15 protein-coding genes and 1 CRISPR repeat array are annotated in these 19,401 nt (G+C 48.1%); of the genes, 4 read left to right on the top strand and 11 right to left on the bottom strand.

Going from position 1 to position 19,401, the window contains the following annotated elements; all coding sequences use genetic code 11:
* Positions 1-19: 19 nt before the first annotated feature.
* Entirely contained in the window at positions 20-1,036 is a 1,017-nt protein-coding gene (locus AOA63_RS14060) for a hydrogenase expression protein HypE (protein WP_028963327.1), read from the bottom strand.
* A 722-nt stretch (positions 1,037-1,758) separates the two neighbouring features.
* Here AOA63_RS14060 and sor point away from each other — a divergent pair.
* On the top strand, positions 1,759-2,679 hold the full coding sequence (sor, locus tag AOA63_RS14055; RefSeq protein WP_053960295.1) for a sulfur oxygenase/reductase: 921 nt from the start codon (positions 1,759-1,761) through the stop codon (positions 2,677-2,679).
* A 241-nt stretch (positions 2,680-2,920) separates the two neighbouring features.
* Positions 2,921-4,414: a CRISPR direct-repeat array (repeat unit 30 nt; unit sequence GTTTCAATTCCTCATAGGTAGGCTACAAAC).
* Positions 4,415-4,723: 309 nt separating this feature from the next.
* Here the strand turns inward: sor and AOA63_RS14050 are convergent.
* The 5 genes from AOA63_RS14050 to AOA63_RS14025 form a co-directional block, all read right to left on the bottom strand.
* Positions 4,724-6,481 (bottom strand): EAL domain-containing protein, encoded by a 1,758-nt coding sequence (locus AOA63_RS14050; RefSeq protein ID WP_053960294.1) that lies wholly within the window; start codon positions 6,479-6,481, stop codon positions 4,724-4,726.
* Positions 6,482-6,769: 288 nt separating this feature from the next.
* Entirely contained in the window at positions 6,770-7,612 is an 843-nt protein-coding gene (locus AOA63_RS14045) for a Dam family site-specific DNA-(adenine-N6)-methyltransferase (protein WP_053960293.1), read from the bottom strand.
* Positions 7,613-8,116: 504 nt separating this feature from the next.
* On the bottom strand, positions 8,117-8,722 hold the full coding sequence (locus AOA63_RS14035) for a LutC/YkgG family protein (protein ID WP_053960291.1): 606 nt from the start codon (positions 8,720-8,722) through the stop codon (positions 8,117-8,119).
* A gap of 20 nt (positions 8,723-8,742) precedes the next feature.
* Positions 8,743-10,209: a lactate utilization protein B gene (locus tag AOA63_RS14030; protein WP_053960290.1), complete on the bottom strand. Its 1,467-nt coding sequence runs from the start codon at positions 10,207-10,209 to the stop codon at positions 8,743-8,745.
* Positions 10,210-11,049, bottom strand: a complete 840-nt coding sequence (locus AOA63_RS14025; RefSeq protein WP_242848343.1) for a (Fe-S)-binding protein — start codon at positions 11,047-11,049, stop codon at positions 10,210-10,212. It lies immediately after the preceding gene.
* A 322-nt stretch (positions 11,050-11,371) separates the two neighbouring features.
* Between AOA63_RS14025 and AOA63_RS14020 the strand changes: the two genes are divergently transcribed.
* The 3 genes from AOA63_RS14020 to AOA63_RS14010 all read left to right on the top strand — a co-directional run bounded on the left by AOA63_RS14020 (position 11,372) and on the right by AOA63_RS14010 (position 14,027).
* Positions 11,372-11,740, top strand: a complete 369-nt coding sequence (locus AOA63_RS14020) for a VOC family protein (protein ID WP_053960289.1) — start codon at positions 11,372-11,374, stop codon at positions 11,738-11,740.
* A gap of 260 nt (positions 11,741-12,000) precedes the next feature.
* The gene (locus tag AOA63_RS14015) at positions 12,001-12,309 is read left to right on the top strand and encodes a hypothetical protein (RefSeq protein ID WP_053960288.1); all 309 of its coding nucleotides are present in this window, start codon (positions 12,001-12,003) and stop codon (positions 12,307-12,309) included.
* A 53-nt stretch (positions 12,310-12,362) separates the two neighbouring features.
* Positions 12,363-14,027 carry an IS1634 family transposase gene (locus AOA63_RS14010; protein WP_171822757.1) on the top strand — a complete coding sequence of 555 codons (1,665 nt, stop codon included), beginning with the start codon at positions 12,363-12,365 and terminating at the stop codon, positions 14,025-14,027.
* A 296-nt stretch (positions 14,028-14,323) separates the two neighbouring features.
* Here the strand turns inward: AOA63_RS14010 and AOA63_RS20065 are convergent, their stop codons facing one another.
* The 5 genes from AOA63_RS20065 to AOA63_RS13985 all read right to left on the bottom strand — a co-directional run bounded on the left by AOA63_RS20065 (position 14,324) and on the right by AOA63_RS13985 (position 19,367).
* A complete protein-coding gene (locus AOA63_RS20065) occupies positions 14,324-14,581 on the bottom strand; it encodes a hypothetical protein (protein WP_053960286.1) in 258 nt (85 codons plus the stop codon).
* Between the two features lie 622 nt (positions 14,582-15,203).
* Positions 15,204-16,088 (bottom strand): ABC transporter permease, encoded by an 885-nt coding sequence (locus tag AOA63_RS14000; RefSeq protein ID WP_053960285.1) that lies wholly within the window; start codon positions 16,086-16,088, stop codon positions 15,204-15,206.
* Positions 16,081-17,034 carry an ABC transporter permease gene (locus AOA63_RS13995; RefSeq protein ID WP_053960284.1) on the bottom strand — a complete coding sequence of 318 codons (954 nt, stop codon included), beginning with the start codon at positions 17,032-17,034 and terminating at the stop codon, positions 16,081-16,083. The genes AOA63_RS14000 and AOA63_RS13995 overlap by 8 nt, the downstream gene beginning before the upstream one ends.
* A gap of 19 nt (positions 17,035-17,053) precedes the next feature.
* Positions 17,054-18,664, bottom strand: coding sequence for an ABC transporter substrate-binding protein (locus tag AOA63_RS13990; protein WP_053960283.1), 1,611 nt, complete (start codon positions 18,662-18,664; stop codon positions 17,054-17,056).
* Positions 18,654-19,367 (bottom strand): DUF1028 domain-containing protein, encoded by a 714-nt coding sequence (locus tag AOA63_RS13985; protein ID WP_053960282.1) that lies wholly within the window; start codon positions 19,365-19,367, stop codon positions 18,654-18,656. The genes AOA63_RS13990 and AOA63_RS13985 overlap by 11 nt, the downstream gene beginning before the upstream one ends.
* Positions 19,368-19,401: the final 34 nt, after the last annotated feature.

Raw genomic sequence — 19,401 nt, 5'->3', positions numbered from 1 at the left:
ATCATTGTCCTCCCTTCAATTACCATACTTTTTGATATCCTGTGGTCAGTTCAGCCCGGGCATGCCGCCAAGACGGTTCATGATTCAACGTGTCATTGGTGACAGAACGCAAATTCCGGAACAATTTCCCGTAGAGAGAGATGACAGATGACGACATCTTTCCTCCAGGGGGTTCGTCCATAAAGGGCATAAACTTGTCCGGGAAGCCGGGCATGGTACACCCGATACAAATGCCTCCGACGTTAGGACAGCCCCCAATACCCGCCATCCATCCTCGCTTGGGCACATTGCAGTTCACAACCGGACCCCAGCATCCGAGTTTGACAATACATTTGGGTGAGCCATATTCGGCGGCAAAATCGGCTTGCTCATAATAGCCAGCGCGATCACACCCCTGATGCACTGTCCGGCCAAAAAGCCATTGCGGTCGTAATTGATCGTCAAGAGGAATCATGGGAGCAGATCCCGCGGCTTGATAGAGGAGGTAAAGAATCGTTTCGGAGAGGTTATCAGGTTGAATGGGGCATCCCGGCACACACACAATGGGTACGCCCGCCTTCGATCGCCAATTCCATCCCAAATAATCCGCAATTCCCATAGCGCCCGTAGGATTGCCTTGCATGGCATGGATACCGCCATAACTCGCGCACGTGCCGGCTGCCAAAACCGCCCATGCTTTGGGTGCCAGCTTATCAATCCATTCATTGGTCGTCATAGGTTGACCGGTTTCGGGATTATTCCCCATCGCCGCCCAATATCCTTCGGCATGAATCTTCTCATTGGGAATCGAACCTTCAACCACTAACACAAAAGGGTCGAGCTCACCATTCGCGGCTTTCCACCACCATGCCATGAGTTCATCCCCATTATCGTAATCGACTAAGGGCCAGTGAAAGCGAACATTAGGAACTCCCGGCAAATATCCCAGCGCTAAATCTTCCACGCTGGGCTGGGTTGCCGCGGTTAATCCTACGGAATCGCCGTCACAGCTCAAGCCTGCATTAATCCATATCACATGGACTATCGGATCGGGCACAAAAAGTCCCCCCTTAATTTGTTAAGGTTAATGAAAACGGGATTAATCGAAGTAATAATATTGACATAACCGGATCACTAATTCATGCTAGTTAAACTTAGATGGGAGATCCGTTAACACTAATATAAACTTATCCTGAACTGTTTATCAACATCGTAAATACAATTTTCTATATTTTTTCTCTATATTGGCGATTCTCACGCATTAGTTATCACGACTTATATTTCGCTCATTTATTTCTTTCATAAGTACAGTAAAAACGACAACATTTTTCTTGTGTTATCACACTATAGTTTTTCTTCAGGCGCGGATAATTCAAATGTCCACAACGCATTCACATTGCTCAGACGAGACCCCGACGCTATCTCTTCCGTCCGAACTCCTTCTTTCCTATTACTCCAATCAGTTGCTGTCGTTTTATACTTTATTTCGACAATTCTTATGAAAGCTTCATCGGCTTCTCCTATTTGTGCGGTGTCATCAATAGACAATCTCCAATCATAATCCCCAACACCGTTTCAAAACCTTTAACATCGGCCTTAATCGGGACTTCCAGATAATATACAACTGATATGACTAGTTATCATTGAATTTCTGTATTGCACAGTTATTCAAACTTTTAAACATTAAAGTACTTATGAGATATTGTCTAGATACTACAGTCGATCAACACTGTACTCGGGTTTAGGCCCAACTTCACCAAATATGAAAGGAGACGCACTATGCCAAAACCTTTTATCGCGATTAATAGCGCAAAAGTTGCAAATCACCCCGATTCTTTTCGGCTATTCGAATCGGTGGGTCCCAAGGTTTGTATGGTCACAGCCAATCATTCCGGGTTTGTTGGGTTTCAAAACCATGTGCAAATTGGTGTTTTCCCTATGGGAGGACGATATGGCGGAGCCGAAATGGACATGCGCCAAACTCTCAATCCTCTTGGAATTCGCCAATACACCATGTGGAAGCGGTGGGAAGACCACGAGGAAATGCATGTACAGCAATTTGATTCGATTTTCCGGCTATGCTCCAGTTGTTTAGGCATGGTCATTGAAGGTCCATGGGAACCAATTTATGAAATTGTCAGCAGTGACTTGCCCGAAAACATGGCGTTAACAGATGTGCCCGCGACATTAGGCAGTCAGTTCATGGCAGGACAACCTGTTCCTGCGGTATCGATGCCCTATGGCCAACGTGTCATTGCCGCATCTGAGCACACCATTATTCCCGGGATGGAAAACGCCTTCGAATCGGCTATAGAAGATCTTATGCAAATGTTTAAGAAGGCTCCGGGATTCCTCGGCTATATGGTCCTGAAGCAAATTGGCGCATCAGCCATTGGTAGTTTGCAGCTAACGCCCGAAGGAATCCATCAAGCGTTGCAAACCCTTGGCGATTATCCACCGCGTGCACAAGCAGGAAACTTTGAGACCTTACAAGCCGCTCCGACACCCCGGGAGTATGTCGTGCACATGGAATGGCAAGACCTCGCTACCGCCCAATTCGGCATCTCCCGAGTGGTCGTCAACACGCGTTACCGAGCTCAGCATGATAAGGTATTAAAGACATTGATTAGAGGACCATACGTCACTTTATGGAGCCCGATGATGGAAGACACGTCATGGCGGGAGTACTTGCACTCGTAATATCTTAATATTGTTAATCGCAAATAGCCCCGGTTCCGTTGGGAACTGGGGCTATATACCTTCAATCTGGCAACTACACAGAAGGGAATCCCTAACTCGGCAAGTTTTTGAGAAATTGCAAGAGACATTTTGGTCAATTGACAAAGATAAGGCCGTTAACAATCAATCCGCCCACAATCACACCTCTGTGCTGATCACAAAAAAGAACGCAAATTAAGGACCACATTTTTTAAATCCCATAGTTTCAATTCCTCATAGGTAGGCTACAAACTTATATGCGCCTGATGCTATGATTTCGGACGTGAACGGTTTCAATTCCTCATAGGTAGGCTACAAACTTCCGGAGCTGGCCGCCCGCATGCAGCGTGCCGTCGAAATGTTTCAATTCCTCATAGGTAGGCTACAAACTCAGTATGGCTAACTTTATATCGTTCACTTGAGCAGGTTTCAATTCCTCATAGGTAGGCTACAAACACGTATGCGGCGGTCGTGGATGCGCGGCGGTATGCGTGTTTCAATTCCTCATAGGTAGGCTACAAACACGTTGACTTATGCGGATGTTCCCATGGATGGGCGGTTTCAATTCCTCATAGGTAGGCTACAAACGAAGAAATTCGTTGTAGAATTGCACCCCGGAAATGTGTTTCAATTCCTCATAGGTAGGCTACAAACTCAAGTTTCGGCTGCGGGCGATGTTTCGATGACGGGTTTCAATTCCTCATAGGTAGGCTACAAACTTGCTTTAATCCTAATAAGGTTTCACGCGAAATAGTGTTTCAATTCCTCATAGGTAGGCTACAAACACGGATTCCGGGCGCCATACGCGCCGCTCGACTGCGTTTCAATTCCTCATAGGTAGGCTACAAACCGCATCTACCGCGAAGTCCTGTGCCGGACCAGGACCGTTTCAATTCCTCATAGGTAGGCTACAAACGGTTCGAGGTCGCGTGGGACCCCACCGACGCGGCGGTTTCAATTCCTCATAGGTAGGCTACAAACGGCGGTGGGTTCATGAGGAAACTGGAACTTACGATGTTTCAATTCCTCATAGGTAGGCTACAAACGTAATCACGACCTCTTTTTTCTTTTGAAACACTTGCTTGTTTCAATTCCTCATAGGTAGGCTACAAACGAAAAGGCTTGTCCATGTCGTATGCCGCCGAATCCGTGTCGGTTTCAATTCCTCATAGGTAGGCTACAAACGAAAAAAGGGAACCAGTTCAACCTATGTTGAGCCGAGTTTCAATTCCTCATAGGTAGGCTACAAACGAGTTTTTTCCGCGATAGCCGGGGGCCGCTCCTGTTGTTTCAATTCCTCATAGGTAGGCTACAAACGGCGTTCAGTGTTATCCGTCGTGGAGTGAAGGCGTGGTTTCAATTCCTCATAGGTAGGCTACAAACCAGGGATATTATTGCAGGATTTGCGGGGGAATTTAGTTTCAATTCCTCATAGGTAGGCTACAAACTGGGCGGCGCCCGAGGCTTTTTGCGCGTCGGGGTTGTTTCAATTCCTCATAGGTAGGCTACAAACATGGTGTATGGTTCTATATCTATATTACATCGTCGTCAGTTTCAATTCCTCATAGGTAGGCTACAAACTTCCGCAAACTCGAAGAAAAGGGGCTTCCCGAAAAAAGTTTCAATTCCTCATAGGTAGGCTACAAACCGACCATTCGGAACGCGATTCGACGTTCCGGATGGCTCCGTTTCAATTCCTCATAGGTAGGCTACAAACCCATTTTGCTGCGCCCTGTCTAGAGTGTCAACCAGTATTTATTTGGGAATAAAAGGAAATAATATTTGTAGATTCTTCGAAACGCTTTCCCCATAAGGATTTTCGGGTTTTTCGATGTGTCGTCGATCTCCGGGGGTTTTTGCGCTACTGCCGATCGACGATAAAATTATGGTAATCGATTGGAACGAGAATCGATGTGCGTTTGACAATTGCGATGGTAGAGGGTTAAGAACTTTCTATATTCATATTTATTTTTTAGCATTGTGGTAATGTGAAAGCTAGTGACGAACCATTAATACCCTGCGCTCCCTAGTTATCACCCACCCACTGCCAAAAAGGCACATGGTTCCGGTCTCGTGCGGGACTATAGAGCCATCCTTGCGCCAAGGTGCATCCCCAAGCGCGTAAGGACTCATGTTGTGCCAGTGTTTCCACGCCCTCGCCAATGGTCTCATAACCAAAGGGCTGCCTCATGCCAATCATGGCTTGAATCAGGCCGCGTCCTGCGGGTGATTGCCAATCCTGAATAAAACTGCGATCAATTTTCACATAATCAATCGGCAGACGTTGAAGATGACTGAGGGAACTATATCCAGTCCCAAAATCATCCAAGGCGATCCGGTAACCTTGTTGTCGCAGACTCTGCAAAACAGCTCCCATATGTTCTGGATTGACTAACGCCGCGGATTCCAGAATTTCTAACCCGAGATGGTCGGGACGTACGGAGGGATAGTGGGCATGCCATTGGTCTAGCTGAGAAAATAAGTCCGACAGTAAAAGATCGGCACTCGTCACGTTCACTGACACCCGCGTGATATAACCGCAAGATGCCCACTCTTGTAGATCACGGAACACCTGTTCGATGACGGCCCAATCCAACAGGTGTAAGACATGATGATTGTGAATCGCTGGCAAAAACTCGCCCGGATAGTGTAAGTGACCATCCGCATCCCGGTAGCGCACCAAGGCTTCCCATTCGTGGACTTGTCCGCTTGCCCAATCGATAATAGGTTGATAGTTGACAACAATATCAGCAGTTCCTAAGGCCTGCTGAATGCGGTACACCCATTGGACCGTTCCCGTCAAACCTTTGACGGGATATTCAACCCAACGCTGACGGGTTCTTTTCGCCTCATAGAGCTGTTGATCGGCCCGGTGAATGACCTCCCCAACCGTGACCCCGTCACGCGGAAACAGTGCGCTCCCAAAAGAAGCCGAGACACTCATAGGAGGATGTCCCGGTATCACAATCGGCGTCTGTAAAACGTTTAGCAACTTATCAATGATGTGCGAAGCCGAGGGAATTGCTCCCCCTCCGGGTAATGCCAAAAGAAATTCATCACCCCCCCATCGTCCAAGGCAGTCACTTGCCCGTAAAACGGATCGCCATCTTTTCGCGACTTCCTGTAACACCTGGTCGCCTGCGTCATGCCCGTAGGTATCATTCACCGCCTTAAATCCATTCAAATCTGCAAATAACACTAGGATGTCTTCACGCTGGCGCATCAGCGCGAGAAGCTGTTGTTCTGTCGCCCAACGGTTCGGTAAATGGGTAAGAGGATCATGTACCGCGAAATACCCGGACTGCGTACTGCTCATCACCAATAAATCCCATGCCATCCGTTTCGCGGCAGTTTCGGCCCATAGCCAGCGGACATTTTCGGGAGTGGATGTGGAAACACTTTGGATCACATCATGAAACAGACTCCAATAAGCCGCTAAAAAGGCCAGAGAGCTCAGTCCCATCTGCACGTGTAAGGTACCAATGCGTTGCGCGATATGAATCGCCAGACGAGTAGTCGGGGAACGGGATAAACTTTTTAAATAGCGGGACACCAGACGTTGGAGTTCTGGATAGGAACTATGCGCCAAAACCAGACGGTCAAAAGTCGGATGTGCGGCTAACGTTTGAATAAAAGACGGCACGACGGACATGGCGACTTGGGTCCATGGGATCTGAGCAATTTGACGGGTATCCTGATCGGTCCACCCAATGAGTGCCAAACCCTCCGCAAGATTTTGGTCATTCAAAGACATTGGAGAACCTGTCAAAAAGATTTCGACCATGAAATCTCTCCTTAAATCAAAATAATCTGACAGCCGATGCAGACGAAATCGCCCGAATCCCGTCGAATTAACTTTAATTCTTGGTCTTGTGATAATCCGTGTCAACATTTTACGAGGATAAAGACTTGGTAACTACAATTTTTATAGTCAATTGGAAGCATTCCTATAAGAATGATAAACAACCCTGCTATTCTTCTGTTTGGGACATGACAAATCTGATAGTCTCTTCTAGTGGCGACATAGATATATGCAATGGCAATGGTTTTAGGGGATTTGTATAGAAGGATTCTATGAAACGCGACCATTTTTATCGGTTAGGGGGGTAAACAATGCTAAAAGTTCTTGAGCACCATGTCGATTATTACCGTCACAACTGATAAAACGTTGAACAGTAAAATAATCGACTGCGGCATGCTGATAGGCTTTCTCGGTGAATACGGTGGCATGATTCGAAATCAGCACAGGAATACCGTGCTCGGACAATTCTTCAGCCAAAAGGGCCAAATCCTCTTGATCACGGGACGAAAAACCTCCTGCTGCATAGCCCGTGAAGTTAGCGGTCTCAGATAGGGGCACATAGGGGGGATCACAATAAATGACGTCCCCAAGATGAGCCTGAGCCATCACCTGTCTAAAATCGGCGTGAATGAATTGGGCATCTTGGGCTTGGGCCTTCATCGCAAAATAGCGCATCTCCTCTTCGGGAAAATAGGGATGGGCATATCGGCCAAACGGCACGTTAAAAGCCCCTGCGGCATTATAGCGGCAAAGACCATTATAGCCATGACGGTTCAAATACAAAAATAACGCCGCTTTTTCCCACTCGTCATGAGAGTCCAATTGGTTAAAGCGGTCCCGTAACGTGTAATACCGTTCCGCCGCATTGTTCGCAGGAATAAAAAAGGTTCGGCAATACGCAATAAACGATTCTCCATACTGTTTAAGAGTTTGGTAAAGACGGATCACATCCCCATTACTATCGGCTAATAAAGCTTGCGGGTAGTTGGTATTGAGCCATACCGCTGCCGATCCAACAAAAGGCTCAATAAGACGGGTGCCTTGGGGAAGCCGGTCACGAATCCGGTTAATCAAGCGGTATTTTCCTCCCGCCCATTTCAGAAAAGGCTTCATAAACCACCCCAATGATTGATCGTCTGTTGTTGCTCTATCTTATCATGCTCAAGCTCTCTTCATCACTGCAGACGAAAAGAGCCCGAACCATCACACTTATTTGCCCTTCTCTCATAACGCCTGGTTTAAATTTGAAAGATGGGAATGATGATTGTTTTCTAAGCCGCCAGCTGCAAATGTTGATATGACATCCCAAAATAATGGAAGCTACCGGCATGAGGATCTGTGAAGAGCTGATCCGAGAATATGGGAAAAAGATTAATAAGTTTTTGTGCCCCAAAAAAACTTCCTACGCAGAAACACATTTCTGCGTATCGATCATCGCCCCGATCCTCATTATCACAAGAGTTTGCTATAAAAGTACTGAACTCTCTATATCTTTCACTCGAGACACAGGGCTTCATGCCGTATTTTCCTCAGGATTTTTTCAAGACAGCACCGATTGTTACTCGCCCCAATTCCGCCCTGTCACAGCGGTTTACCTCGGCTCCCATCCTTTTCGGTTCAAGGCTCTTCTTCATCCACGACAACCGCATAAACATCTTGGGGACCGTGAACACCCATAATGAGCTGTCCCTCAATATCCCCAGTCATACTGGGACCCGCAATAATTTTAAGCAAAGACGGCCAGTGTTTTTCGGTCTGTGCCTGCTGATACATCTGTGCCATCGCTTCCTGAAATGTCGGCACAATTTGTGATGCACGTAACAGGACGATATGAACCGGCGGGAGTAACGTGGGCAGTAAACTGGTGTCCTCTGTCGCTGACACCGCGATACTGCCCGCATCCGCACTAGCCCAGAGGCAAGAACTCATGCCGATGACAGCTTGCGCACAGCGTTCGCGAAAAATGCGTGGATCGTCTCCTTGCCTCCAAAAAAAGACTTGGGCGGAAGGAAGCAGGGATTTCATATCATCCTCTGTCCACCCGGGAAGATATCCCGAGACCGCAATCGGCATCAATTCTTGCCGGGACGATTGCTGCTCATCAGTATAAGCTGCAATGATCCCCTCCAGTTCACGGGACAACGCCCAAGCGTTGTTGACGTAGATAAACTTGCCCCCACCGCCCTGCCACCGTTGCCCAAATTGTTCAATGACATTATCCATAGCCGGCACTCCCCTCTCGATTACGGATTTGGCAATCCCTTTGTGGTGGATGGCTGATGATTTTTCCACCACTCATGAAAAGTTTCCGCAGCGACGGGCGGCATATCCCGGGTTTCAAACCATCCCCCAAATATTCCCGGCGCATTGTGAAGGCTTGCTTGCCCAGGCTTTTGATACCATTTTTGTCCTAACCGGGCAATGCGAATGGAGCGGTGATATCCTTTTGGCGTCATCCAAAACCGCGCCCATGTTCGCATTGTCCAGTCCTGAATTCCCTTATTCATTTGTCTTTTGACTTTAATCTGCCGGAGGGTAACGATATGCTTGGGGAGATTTATCTCCATCGGACAAGCTTCCTCACAAGCATGACACAACGTGCATAATGAGGACGGCAACTCTGGCAAGATTGTCAAGTCTGTCAATAACGGCGTTTCTACAATTCCAATGGGCCCTGGGTACACACTGCCGTAGGCATGTCCGCCCACTTGCCGAAAAACCGGACAGACATTCAAACAGGCGCCGCAACGAATGCAGGTTAACACCTCTTCAAATGGGGTATCGCGTAATGCCATCCGGCCATTGTCGACCAAAATCACATACCATTTCTCCGGTCCATCGGCCATGCCCTGCTGTTTGGGACCATGAACCATAGTGGTATATGATGACAGGTGCCGTCCAATGCCACTCATCGCGGGCTGCTGAATGAGATCGATCAATGACGCCCAGTCCTCAACAATTTTTTCGACGCCGACAATCGATACTAAAACGCGCGGCAACGAGGTAACCATATCGGCATTGCCTTCATTAGTAATGATGACGAGTGTGCCAGTTTCCGCCACCAGAAAATTACCCCCCGTGACGCCCATCTCAGCCTGTAAGAATTCTTGACGCAATCTTTCCCGGGCATAGTGCGTTAAATCTGCAATCCCATCACTAACAGGGGGTCTGATGTGATGCATGCGCGCATCTTCTTGAAACAATGCATCGATTTGCTGACGGTTACGGTGAGCAGCCGGCGCCAAAATGTGAGACGGCTTCTCGTGGGCCAACTGAATAATATATTCGCCTAAATCGGTTTCGCGCACCGTAATCCCGGCCGCTTCGAGAGCGGGATTTAACGCGATCTCTTCTGTCACCATCGACTTACTTTTGATGACCAACGAGACATGTTCTTCTTGCGCAATCTTCACAACCTTCTCTACGGCTTCTCGGGCCGTCGCAGCCAAATACGTATTCCCCCCATGGTCTTCAATGCGCTGTCTTAATATGTCTATCAGTTCCGGCAACTCATGGATCGCCTTACGCTTATGCCAGGTAGCCCGTTCTCGTGAAGCTTCAATGTCTGGATTTTTGCGGTAGGCTTCACGCTTTGCCGCCGAAAACCGTCGGGTCACCCGTCCAATGGTCTTCCGCATAATCTGATCGTTCAGGGCCTGATCCCGTCTTTCGGCCCACGGTCTGACATCATAGGGCAATTCACCTGCCATTTATTGTTCCTTCCCTCCGTATAGCATTTTTATGGTGTCGACTGTTAACCGGTTTTGATCGGCGAGGTCAATCAATTCCGCCACATGACAGACGGGAAAAGAGGAAGACGTGCGTCTAAGACGCCCTTCTAGGTGCAAAAGGCAGCCCAAGTCTGCACTCGTTAGACAGATAATCTCGTTCTTCTGATCCTGAAGCAGCTGCTGTACCGCGTCTAATTTGGCATCGGCTAGTGCTGTCGAAATCAAGGGTTCCGTAAAACTATAAGTACCGCCAAACCCACAACACTGATCCCCATCTTTGGGTTCCACTCCTTCTATACCGTAATCGCGCAGGGAAGACATAGCGTCTTCACTGTGAGCTAAAAGGCGTCTCATATGACATCCCATGTGATAGGCAGTCTTAACCTTAACTTCTGAGCTTTCTTCACTCGGTACATTGGCATGGAGCCATAGACTCAATTCATGGGTGCGTTCGCCCAATGTTATCGCCCGTTCTTTCCACTGTTGAGCAATGTCGGGCGAATCTCCATGCTCCAAGGCATCTCGATACAAAAGTTCAGGATAGGTATGCTGAATCATCGCCGCACACGATCCAGACAAGGCCACAATGTCTTGTGACGGCTCCTTCTTCTTATTTTCGAACACCTCGATGAAATGGCGGGCTAATAAAGCCGCTTCATGAGCGTAACCGGCATTATAGCTGAATTGTCCACAACAGGTTTGATCTTCGGGAAAGTCGACAGCAATCCCCCGGCGTTCTAACACATGCACCGCAGAAATAGCGGCTTCAGGCCGCACCATGTCAATCAAGCAGGTGACAAATAACTGGACCGACTTCAAAGAATGTTCACCTTTCTTTTCCAATGGGATCTATTCATCCTCCATCTTTTTATCATCTTTGTCCGTGTCATAGTCTTTATTTTCACTATCAAATCATGACGGCTTTTTTATTGGAATACCTCACTCAATACCTCTCTATTCTATCTCCCCTTATCCTTTCCATCGGTGTTGTTGTCTTACACCTCTGAGAGGCAAACACAGACACATCCACCAATGCCAGTTTACTTTTTCATTCTAGAGTTTCTCAAAGAATCCTCCATGAAATGTTAAAATATTTTTGAAGATTTGATTGTCTGTCAGTCGATGAGAGGAAAGATGCATTATGTCTTTTTCTTTTGTAGGAATTGATCACATTCAATTGGCTATTCCCGAACACGGTGAGGCAGAAGCCCGCCAGTTTTTCGGACAAATATTAGGATGGCAAGAGATACCCAAACCGGACATTCTTCGTAAACGCGGCGGCATGTGGTTTCAGTGTGGCTCTCAGCAAGTTCATATCGGCATTCAAAAGGACTTTGTCGCTGCCACTAAAGCCCATCCTGCCTTTTACGTGAAGAATCTCGACCAATTTCGTCAATATCTTGAAGCGTCCGGTATTCATCCCATCGAAGGTGAAACAGTCGCCGGAACTAAACGGTTTTACTTGTTCGATCCGTTCGGCAATCGCCTGGAATTTCTCGAATCACTCTAATCATCAATCTCACATAACGTTTTGCACAAAAATCAAGGGAAGGCCGACGATAGCATGGGGTCAGTCCACATTTAACCTTGTTGATCATGTCTAGTTGACAGCTGTGGCCAGGACAGGGACATGACTGTGTCTTTGCTGTCCCCAAAGGGCATAGTGTGCATAAAAAGAAAAGAAAGTTATCGAGTCAAATAGCCAGCCGTCTTCTCAAAGTCGGTCAACTTCTATTTCGAAAACATGAGAAAAGGAGAACAATTGCAGCCGTGCGCGATTTGGTGGAAGCCGTGTGTGTGGTGGTTTTGGAACAACTGCAAGAGTCCACAAACAGTCGATTAGGCCTTCCTGCCTATACCATCATGACGGTCTCGCCCATTGGAAATAGTATTTGTGTGGCATTTAGGCAACAAAACATTGATCCCAACCGTATCTTTGTCTGGGTCATAGAGTTTCCACCCATGCCGCAAAATCTTTGGAGTGCTGAGGCTATCATCACGGAGAACTTTCTCGAGGACATGTTAGAACTTACTTTCCGCACGTGGCGGGAACAAAAAAAATTATTTTTTTTGGGCTGATCGCAAAGGAGATTGTGTGTCGCATGGCGAAGTAATCTCTTATGAACACACCCATGCCGACACCCGTTGTTGTGGGGGCTGGACCGGTCATCCGAGCCCTCTGTGAAGAAATTGGATTCGTCGAGGCCATAAATCAGACCGTTGCGTGGGATTCGCAGCGTTGCCACCTGTCGCCCGGCGAACGGATTTTCGCGCTCGTCGTCAATTTGCTGACCGCTCGTCGACCTCTGTATCGCGTCCACGAGCCATTGCAGTTAACCGATGTGCCCTTGTTGTTTGGATCCGGCCGCACCGCGGCCGATTTTACGGATGATGCCCTCGGACGGGCTCTGGATAAAGTTGCCGCCGCCGGTGGCGCCACCGTCTTCAGTGCCGTTGCAACGCGAGCGCTCTTGCACGACCACGTGTGGACGCCCGATAGTCCGGTGTTTGTCCACTGGGATAGTACGACCCGCTCGGTCTATGGCACGTATCCGGACACCGGATCCGAGACCGGAGTGCATCCCACCTATGGCCATTCCAAGGATCATCGTCCCGATCTGCGTCAAATTCTCCTGACGCTGTTGGGGACCCGAGAAGGCATTCCGGTGGTAGGCACGGTGCAAGACGGGAATCTGAGTGATAAAACCCTCAATGCCGAGATGATTGCGGCCTTAGACGATTACTTTTCGCCTCAGCAACTGCAACAACTGGTCTACGTGGCCGATTCCGCTCTCATCACAGGTCCTAACTTAAAGGCAATGGCTGACCGTTCACTCCGCTTTCTCTCGCGTTGTCCGGAGACATTTCGAGCCGCGCACGATGCGAAGACGGCCGCCTTGGCGGCCAACGCCTGGGTTCCCCTCGGCAAAATCGGGGAGCGGGCCGATGCGGCCACCTACGCGGCCGCAGAACAGACCGGCGAAATTGAGGGCCGATCCTATCGGCTCGTGGTTTATCGCTCCGATCATCTAGCTGAGCGGAAAGCTCACACCATCGCCCGCCAGGTCGAACGGGCCCATAACCAGTTAACCCGGGCGGCGACTCGCCTCGCGGAGACCGTGTTTGCCTGTGCTCATGATGCCGAAGCGGCCGTGGCCGCTTGGCGGGCCACCGCCCAATGGCATCATGTCGAGGCGACGGTTGTCGCGGAAACGCAGGTCCCCAAACGCACAACCCGCGGGCGTCCCCGCCACGATGCCCCCGAACCGGCTACCACCACGGTATACCGGGTCCATCCCACCATTGGGGCAGTCGATGCGCAACGCGTGCAGGCGGCACAGGACCGGGCGGCGACGTTTGTCTTAATCACCAATCTGCCGGCCTCCTCCTTTGATGCCCGCCGATTACTCGAAGAATACAAAGGCCAGACGGTCATCGAACACCGTTTTCGCTTTTTAAAAGACCCGGCCTTTGTGGATGCGCTCTATGTGCAAAAGCCGGAACGGGTGGAAGCCCTAGGTTATGTGCTCTTGCTCGCCGCCTTGGTGCTCAGTCTCATCGAACGTCGGGCCCGGCAGGCCCCGCCCCTTCCCACGCCGACTCGCGGTCTGTTGGCGCGGCCCACCGGGCAGGAGGTGTTACATCATCTGCGCGGACTGATTGTCGTGCCGCTGGATGCCCAGACTCGTCAACTCTTTGTTCCGGCGGTTCATACCCAATCGGTGGCGGCCATTTTGGCCGCATTAGGTTTTACGGACACGATTTACACGCAGGTGCCCCCTAGACCCTCGGGATAAATTCCACGGCTTTCACCCATCACGTGCGGAAGAGGAGTTAGAATACGGCAGTCAAAGATGGGCTAAATATCATTGGATCGAAGCCGGGTCCTTAACATTCCTTCTCCCCCCAAAATAGCCTGTAGCCTCGTTTCATCATGACGACAAGACTCAATAACCTCATGATTGCAGTTTTTTTAAGGCTTGCTGATGTTCCGACATGAGCCTCATCATTGCTTTCTTATTTATTATGGAAGGCAAGGATTGAAAGTCACTCCAATTTCTAGGATAGACCTTAGGAAACGGGATCTATTATTTCAAGAAACAGGATATTCTTTTCGAAGTGTTTCGCATGTCCGCAATTCCGACAAAGTATTCGGCGAAATGTAGTTGTCGGAAATCTTCCTGGAAATCATGTTCAACGCCAGGATCAATCGGTCACGATCGCTAGCTTCAACGCAGATAGCCATAAGAGCCGATTCAATGGCAATGTTACCGGCCTTGACAATGTTTTCTATGGTATCAACATTCTGAATAACCGTGTTAATGTTTTCTTTAAAACGTTTTGCGGTCATGGGATTTCTCTATTGCAGTTTTTCGACGTGCTAATTGCTCAGTGGCACACGTCAATTCCTCAATCAGCATGCTCAACCACCTCTAAGTGTTCCAAATAATTACTTGACTTACCGCATCGAAGTGCTCACATGCGTGGATGTTCCTTCCCTCATCTGATTACTTATTACGCACTTCAGAAGACTTATATCTATTGGTAACCCCTTTACAGAAGAACGGAAAGGAATTTCAACATTTTACCCGGCAACATAGAAAACCGAATTGGGTTTTATTCAGTTCATCGAAACGGACCAGGCGTTAAATACCGCCGTCGATAAGACTATTGACCCATCTCAAAGATTTGTTGGAATATCTCAGGATGAAGTCACAAACCAAGAGACAGTGACCAAATGTCCAAATCATGGGACTCTCTCTGCTTAGTTATTTCTTTTACTCCCACACAAGCTTCTTCAAAACAAAGGGCTTTGGGCAGGAATAAAAACCTCATACAACTCGTAAATTCGCCCCGCGTCAATATGACAGTGGGGCGCGCAATACCACATTGATAAATTTTCACGAAGTGACTGCCTAATCATCTCGGAGCTATCGAAAGACCCCCCCCTTTACAATGCGCCTTAAGTTCTTTTAAGAATGAGAGGAATAAAGAAGTTGTTTTAAACCCAAACCGAGTAAATTGAATCCCACCACAGCGATTACGATAGCAATACCTGGAACAATGGCAACACCCGGCCGCACAGACAAATAGGTTTGTGCCTCGGCCAACATGGCCCCCCATTCAGCGGTTGGCGGTTGCGTTCCAAATCCGAGAAAACTCAGAGCGCTTGTTTGACTTATCATAAAACCGACATTCATAAACAAAGTGGAAATAATATAAGGGACTAACATCGGAAACACGTGCCGAAATATTATCCTCCATTGCGTAGCACCAATGGCTACAGACGCGGTAACAAACTCGAGTTCTTTAACCTTTAAGACTTCTGAACGAATCAGCCGGGCAAAAAACGGAACATTTGCCACCGCGATCGCCAACAATGCATGAAATGTGGATGGCCCCCAAAAGGCAACAATTAAGATGGCGAGCAAAATGAACGGAAAACTCATCAGAATGTCCATCGAACGCATGATGACCGTGTCAACAATCCAACCGGAATATCCGGCAATAACACCCATGATAACCCCCACAAAAGTTGAGATAGCGGATGCCAAGATTCCCGATAACAAAGTGGTTCGTCCCCCATAGAGAACACGTGTCCACTGGTCACGGCCTAGTTGATCCGTGCCCAACCAGTGATGCGGAGTTCCTACAGGCAGTAACGGTGCACTCAATTCTGTGATATTGGGATTTATATGGCTAATCCAAGGCGCTAAAATGCTGAGCAGGATGAGAATCACCACGATACTGCTCCCGACCACGAAATATCCATTCCGCCGAATACGCCGTGCCGATGTTGTTTCCTGTTCTAGTAAGGTCGTTTCGGGAATATTACTCACTTCTAGTCCATTAGCCATTGGCTTTCACCCGGGGATCAATTAACGGGTAAACCGCGTCAATCGCAAAGTTGACAAGAACGAATATCGTAGCCAATACAACAGACGCACCTAGAATCGTTGGATAATCCCTGGCTAAAACGGACTGCACCAACAACTGACCGATTCCAGGCCAATTAAAGATATTCTCGACCAACACATCTCCTCCAATTAAATAGTTCACTTCTAATCCCAACGTGGTAACAATGGGAATCCATGCATTCCGGAGAGCATGACGAACGGCCGCTTTATTAACGCTCAGGCCCTTAGCGATGGCTGTTCTCACATAAAGTTGGTGCCTTTCTTCAATGATGGCCACTCGGGTGAGTTGCGCAATCACGGCCCCTGGCGCCACCGCTAAGGTGGCGGCAGGAAGCACTAAATGACTCAGCAATTGTCCCAATGATCCCGACGTTCCCAACGCATACATGCCCGTAACGGGAAACCAGTGTAACTTTAAGCCGAAAATCAAAATCGCCACTAATCCCAGCCAAAATACCGGTACGCTCAGTCCGGTAAAACTGGCTACATTCGCCATCACGTCAATCCACGAGTTTTCCTTAATTCCCGCTATCACGCCCACACTGATTCCGACAACTGAGGATAAGACAAACGCGCCACTCGCTAAAATCAAGGTGTTTTTCAATTTTGCAAACACTAGGGGAGTTACGGCCTCATGTAGTTGAATCGATTGGCCCATATTTCCTCTCAGCAAATCAATTACCCATTTGCTATATTGCACAGGCCAAGGTTGGTTCAATCCCAATTGGACCGTTATCGCATGAAGCTGACTCGGCGTCGCCATGGGACCGAGTAATAATTGCGCCGGATTACCGGGGGCCAAATGGAGTGCCAAAAAGATCAGGACGGTGACGCCAAACATCACAGGAATCAACAAGAGAAAGCGACGAATTAAAAATTGAGCCATGCCTTCTCACCTCTTTCCGCTATTTCATAGAGACTCCGCGCAGATTAATGTAGAACGGAAATGTCGGATTAAGGTGAAATCCTTTTACGGAAGGGGAATAAGCCACAACCGCTTTAGCGTGGTCCACAAAAATCCATGGGGCATCGTGATTGATTAGCGCTTCGGCTTCTTGATACAATTTTGCCCGTTCGCTATCGGAAGGTGTTAATTCCGCTTCTTGCAGCAAGGCATCGACCCGAGGATCTTTATAGAAGCCCGTATTAAATCCCGGGGGCCATGACGAGGAAGCCAGCAAAGGATTTAAGACCAAAGACGGATCGACAGCAGAGTCCATCCACGACAATTCCCACATTTGGAGATTCGCCGCTTTTGCTCCTTCCGCAATTTTATTTAAAAATGTACCCCAATCGATTTGTTCAATGTTAATTTTTACTCCAATCTGAGCTAATTCACCCTGAATGGCTGTCGCCATGGATACGGGATTTTGCATACCGGATCCTGAAGTCGGAACTAGTAGTGTAGCTGTGAAGCCATTGGGATATCCCGCTTCTGCTAAAAGTTGTTTGGCTTTTTGCGGATTATAATGATAGGGATTGACATGAGGATTGTATCCCATTTGATCCGGTGACAAGGGTTGATCGGCTGGAATTCCGGTGCCGTACAAGATATTTTTGGTGATCGCTGTACGATTAATCGCATAATTCAACGCTTGACGAACTTTAACGGAGGAAAAGGGTGCTTGTAACAGATTCATCCCAATCCACCAAATATGCGGACCAGCTTGCATTTGCACTACATCACCCGCCGCACGAATTTGTGACAAATCCACGGGAGCAGGATTGACCACCATATTCACCGAACCGGATTCGAGGTCGGTCGCACGTTCTGATGATTGAACAATAGGGACAAAAACAACTTTGGATAACTGGGGTTTTGGTCCCCAATAATAAGGATTGGGTTTTAAGACAAGTTGTTGCCCTCTTTGCCATGACTCCAGCATGTATGGTCCTGTTCCAGCGCCATGCAACGAAAAAGTTTTTCCATCTTGGAGAGCGACCTTCGGATCCACAATGGCGCCAGTAAGGACGGTTAAACTTTGAAGAAATGAGGCTTCTGGCTGTTTCAGACTAAAAATTACTTTATCGTTGCCATCCGCGGTGACATTTGAGATATCCCCATAGAAAAATGCGCCAAATGGATAAGGGCCGTATTTATATCCTGGATTTTGAGGATTCAACATCCGTTCAAATGAATAGACAACACTGGCGGGAGTCAATGGATCGCCATTAGAAAATCGAACACCTTTACGTAACGTAAATGTATATTGAAGATGATTCGGAGATGACGACCACGATGTGGCCAAATCGGGAATGAGCTGTCCTTGAGAATTATACTGAACAAGTGTATCGTACATCTGATTAAGAACTTGTCCAGAATTGATATCGGTGACTTGCCCCGGGTCAAGGCTTGTTGCATCCGCTTCGTAACCAATAATTAACTTGCCATTGCTCGTCCCGCCGCTTGGAGAAGATGACGACGTTGTTGACGTGGATCCGCATCCAGCGGCAAGCAGTGACAATGACAAGATTGTCGCCATTACAATGACCCGCGATTTTGTTTTAACGTCCATCTTGCAATAACCCCCGTTTTCGAGATTCTTCAAAATCAAAGTGTCCAGCTGGACTTTCACGTGTTGGCAACATAGCAATTAAGGGAATTAACGATTCTTGGGCTACCTGGTATATTCGCCATAATTCCTGAACGGGGTCGGGATGCTCATCTACGCGCAATTCTAAGAGCGGGTAAGACTCTGTTCCAAAGACCTTAAGAGCTGCAGACTGCTTTCCACGCTTATCTCCCCCCGCCTCTTGTCCCGCTAAAAGTGCCTTAATGAGACGTTCAGCCAAACTTTCGCCTGCTGTACGCTGAAAACTTTGCTCCATGGCTAAAATCGTGTCTTCATTGACGAGCATATTACCCGCTACGGCATAGTTGGGCCCAACACGATGGCCATACCAGGTATCGCAGGCATTTCCCGAAAAAGCCGCCGCGTTCCCCCATCGATCCACAATCGCAAGCTGTCTGTAGTCAAACCCGGGGTCTAGCGTTTTAAGGAATTCGAGGGTTTCTTCCGCATTGTGATTTTGCCGCATATATTCAAGTCCCCAAATTCCCAAATAGGGATTCACAAACGATTGTGTCGCTATAGCACCAACTCCGCTTTCTACAAATGGGCACAACATGCCCACCGCGGGAACTTTTGTGGACACCGCAATACCCAATTGGCCTGTTTCAGAACATCGTGCGGTAATTGAAAACGTATTAATCTTCATCGGGTTCCTCCTTGTAATAAAGACAACCTGATTT

The sequence above is a fragment of the Sulfobacillus thermosulfidooxidans genome (assembly GCF_001280565.1).
In the GTDB taxonomy this organism is placed as follows: domain Bacteria; phylum Bacillota; class Sulfobacillia; order Sulfobacillales; family Sulfobacillaceae; genus Sulfobacillus; species Sulfobacillus thermosulfidooxidans_A.
Note: the sequence above shows the minus strand (reverse complement) of the source record. Positions and strands in the feature narration are given on the sequence as shown.

Excerpts from the sequence above, each read along its gene's own strand:
- AOA63_RS14010 (WP_171822757.1), top strand. The coding sequence starts at position 12,363 with ATGCCGACACCCGTTGTTGTGGGGGCTGGACCGGTCATCCGAGCCCTC.
- AOA63_RS20065 (WP_053960286.1), bottom strand. The coding sequence starts at position 14,581 with ATGACCGCAAAACGTTTTAAAGAAAACATTAACACGGTTATTCAGAAT.
- AOA63_RS14000 (WP_053960285.1), bottom strand. The coding sequence starts at position 16,088 with ATGGCTAATGGACTAGAAGTGAGTAATATTCCCGAAACGACCTTACTA.
- AOA63_RS14045 (WP_053960293.1), bottom strand. The coding sequence starts at position 7,612 with ATGAAGCCTTTTCTGAAATGGGCGGGAGGAAAATACCGCTTGATTAAC.
- AOA63_RS14030 (WP_053960290.1), bottom strand. The coding sequence starts at position 10,209 with ATGGCAGGTGAATTGCCCTATGATGTCAGACCGTGGGCCGAAAGACGG.
- AOA63_RS14020 (WP_053960289.1), top strand. The coding sequence starts at position 11,372 with ATGTCTTTTTCTTTTGTAGGAATTGATCACATTCAATTGGCTATTCCC.
- AOA63_RS13995 (WP_053960284.1), bottom strand. The coding sequence starts at position 17,034 with ATGGCTCAATTTTTAATTCGTCGCTTTCTCTTGTTGATTCCTGTGATG.
- AOA63_RS14050 (WP_053960294.1), bottom strand. The coding sequence starts at position 6,481 with ATGGTCGAAATCTTTTTGACAGGTTCTCCAATGTCTTTGAATGACCAA.
- AOA63_RS14035 (WP_053960291.1), bottom strand. The coding sequence starts at position 8,722 with ATGGATAATGTCATTGAACAATTTGGGCAACGGTGGCAGGGCGGTGGG.
- AOA63_RS13985 (WP_053960282.1), bottom strand. The coding sequence starts at position 19,367 with ATGAAGATTAATACGTTTTCAATTACCGCACGATGTTCTGAAACAGGC.
- AOA63_RS13990 (WP_053960283.1), bottom strand. The coding sequence starts at position 18,664 with ATGGACGTTAAAACAAAATCGCGGGTCATTGTAATGGCGACAATCTTG.
- sor (WP_053960295.1), top strand. The coding sequence starts at position 1,759 with ATGCCAAAACCTTTTATCGCGATTAATAGCGCAAAAGTTGCAAATCAC.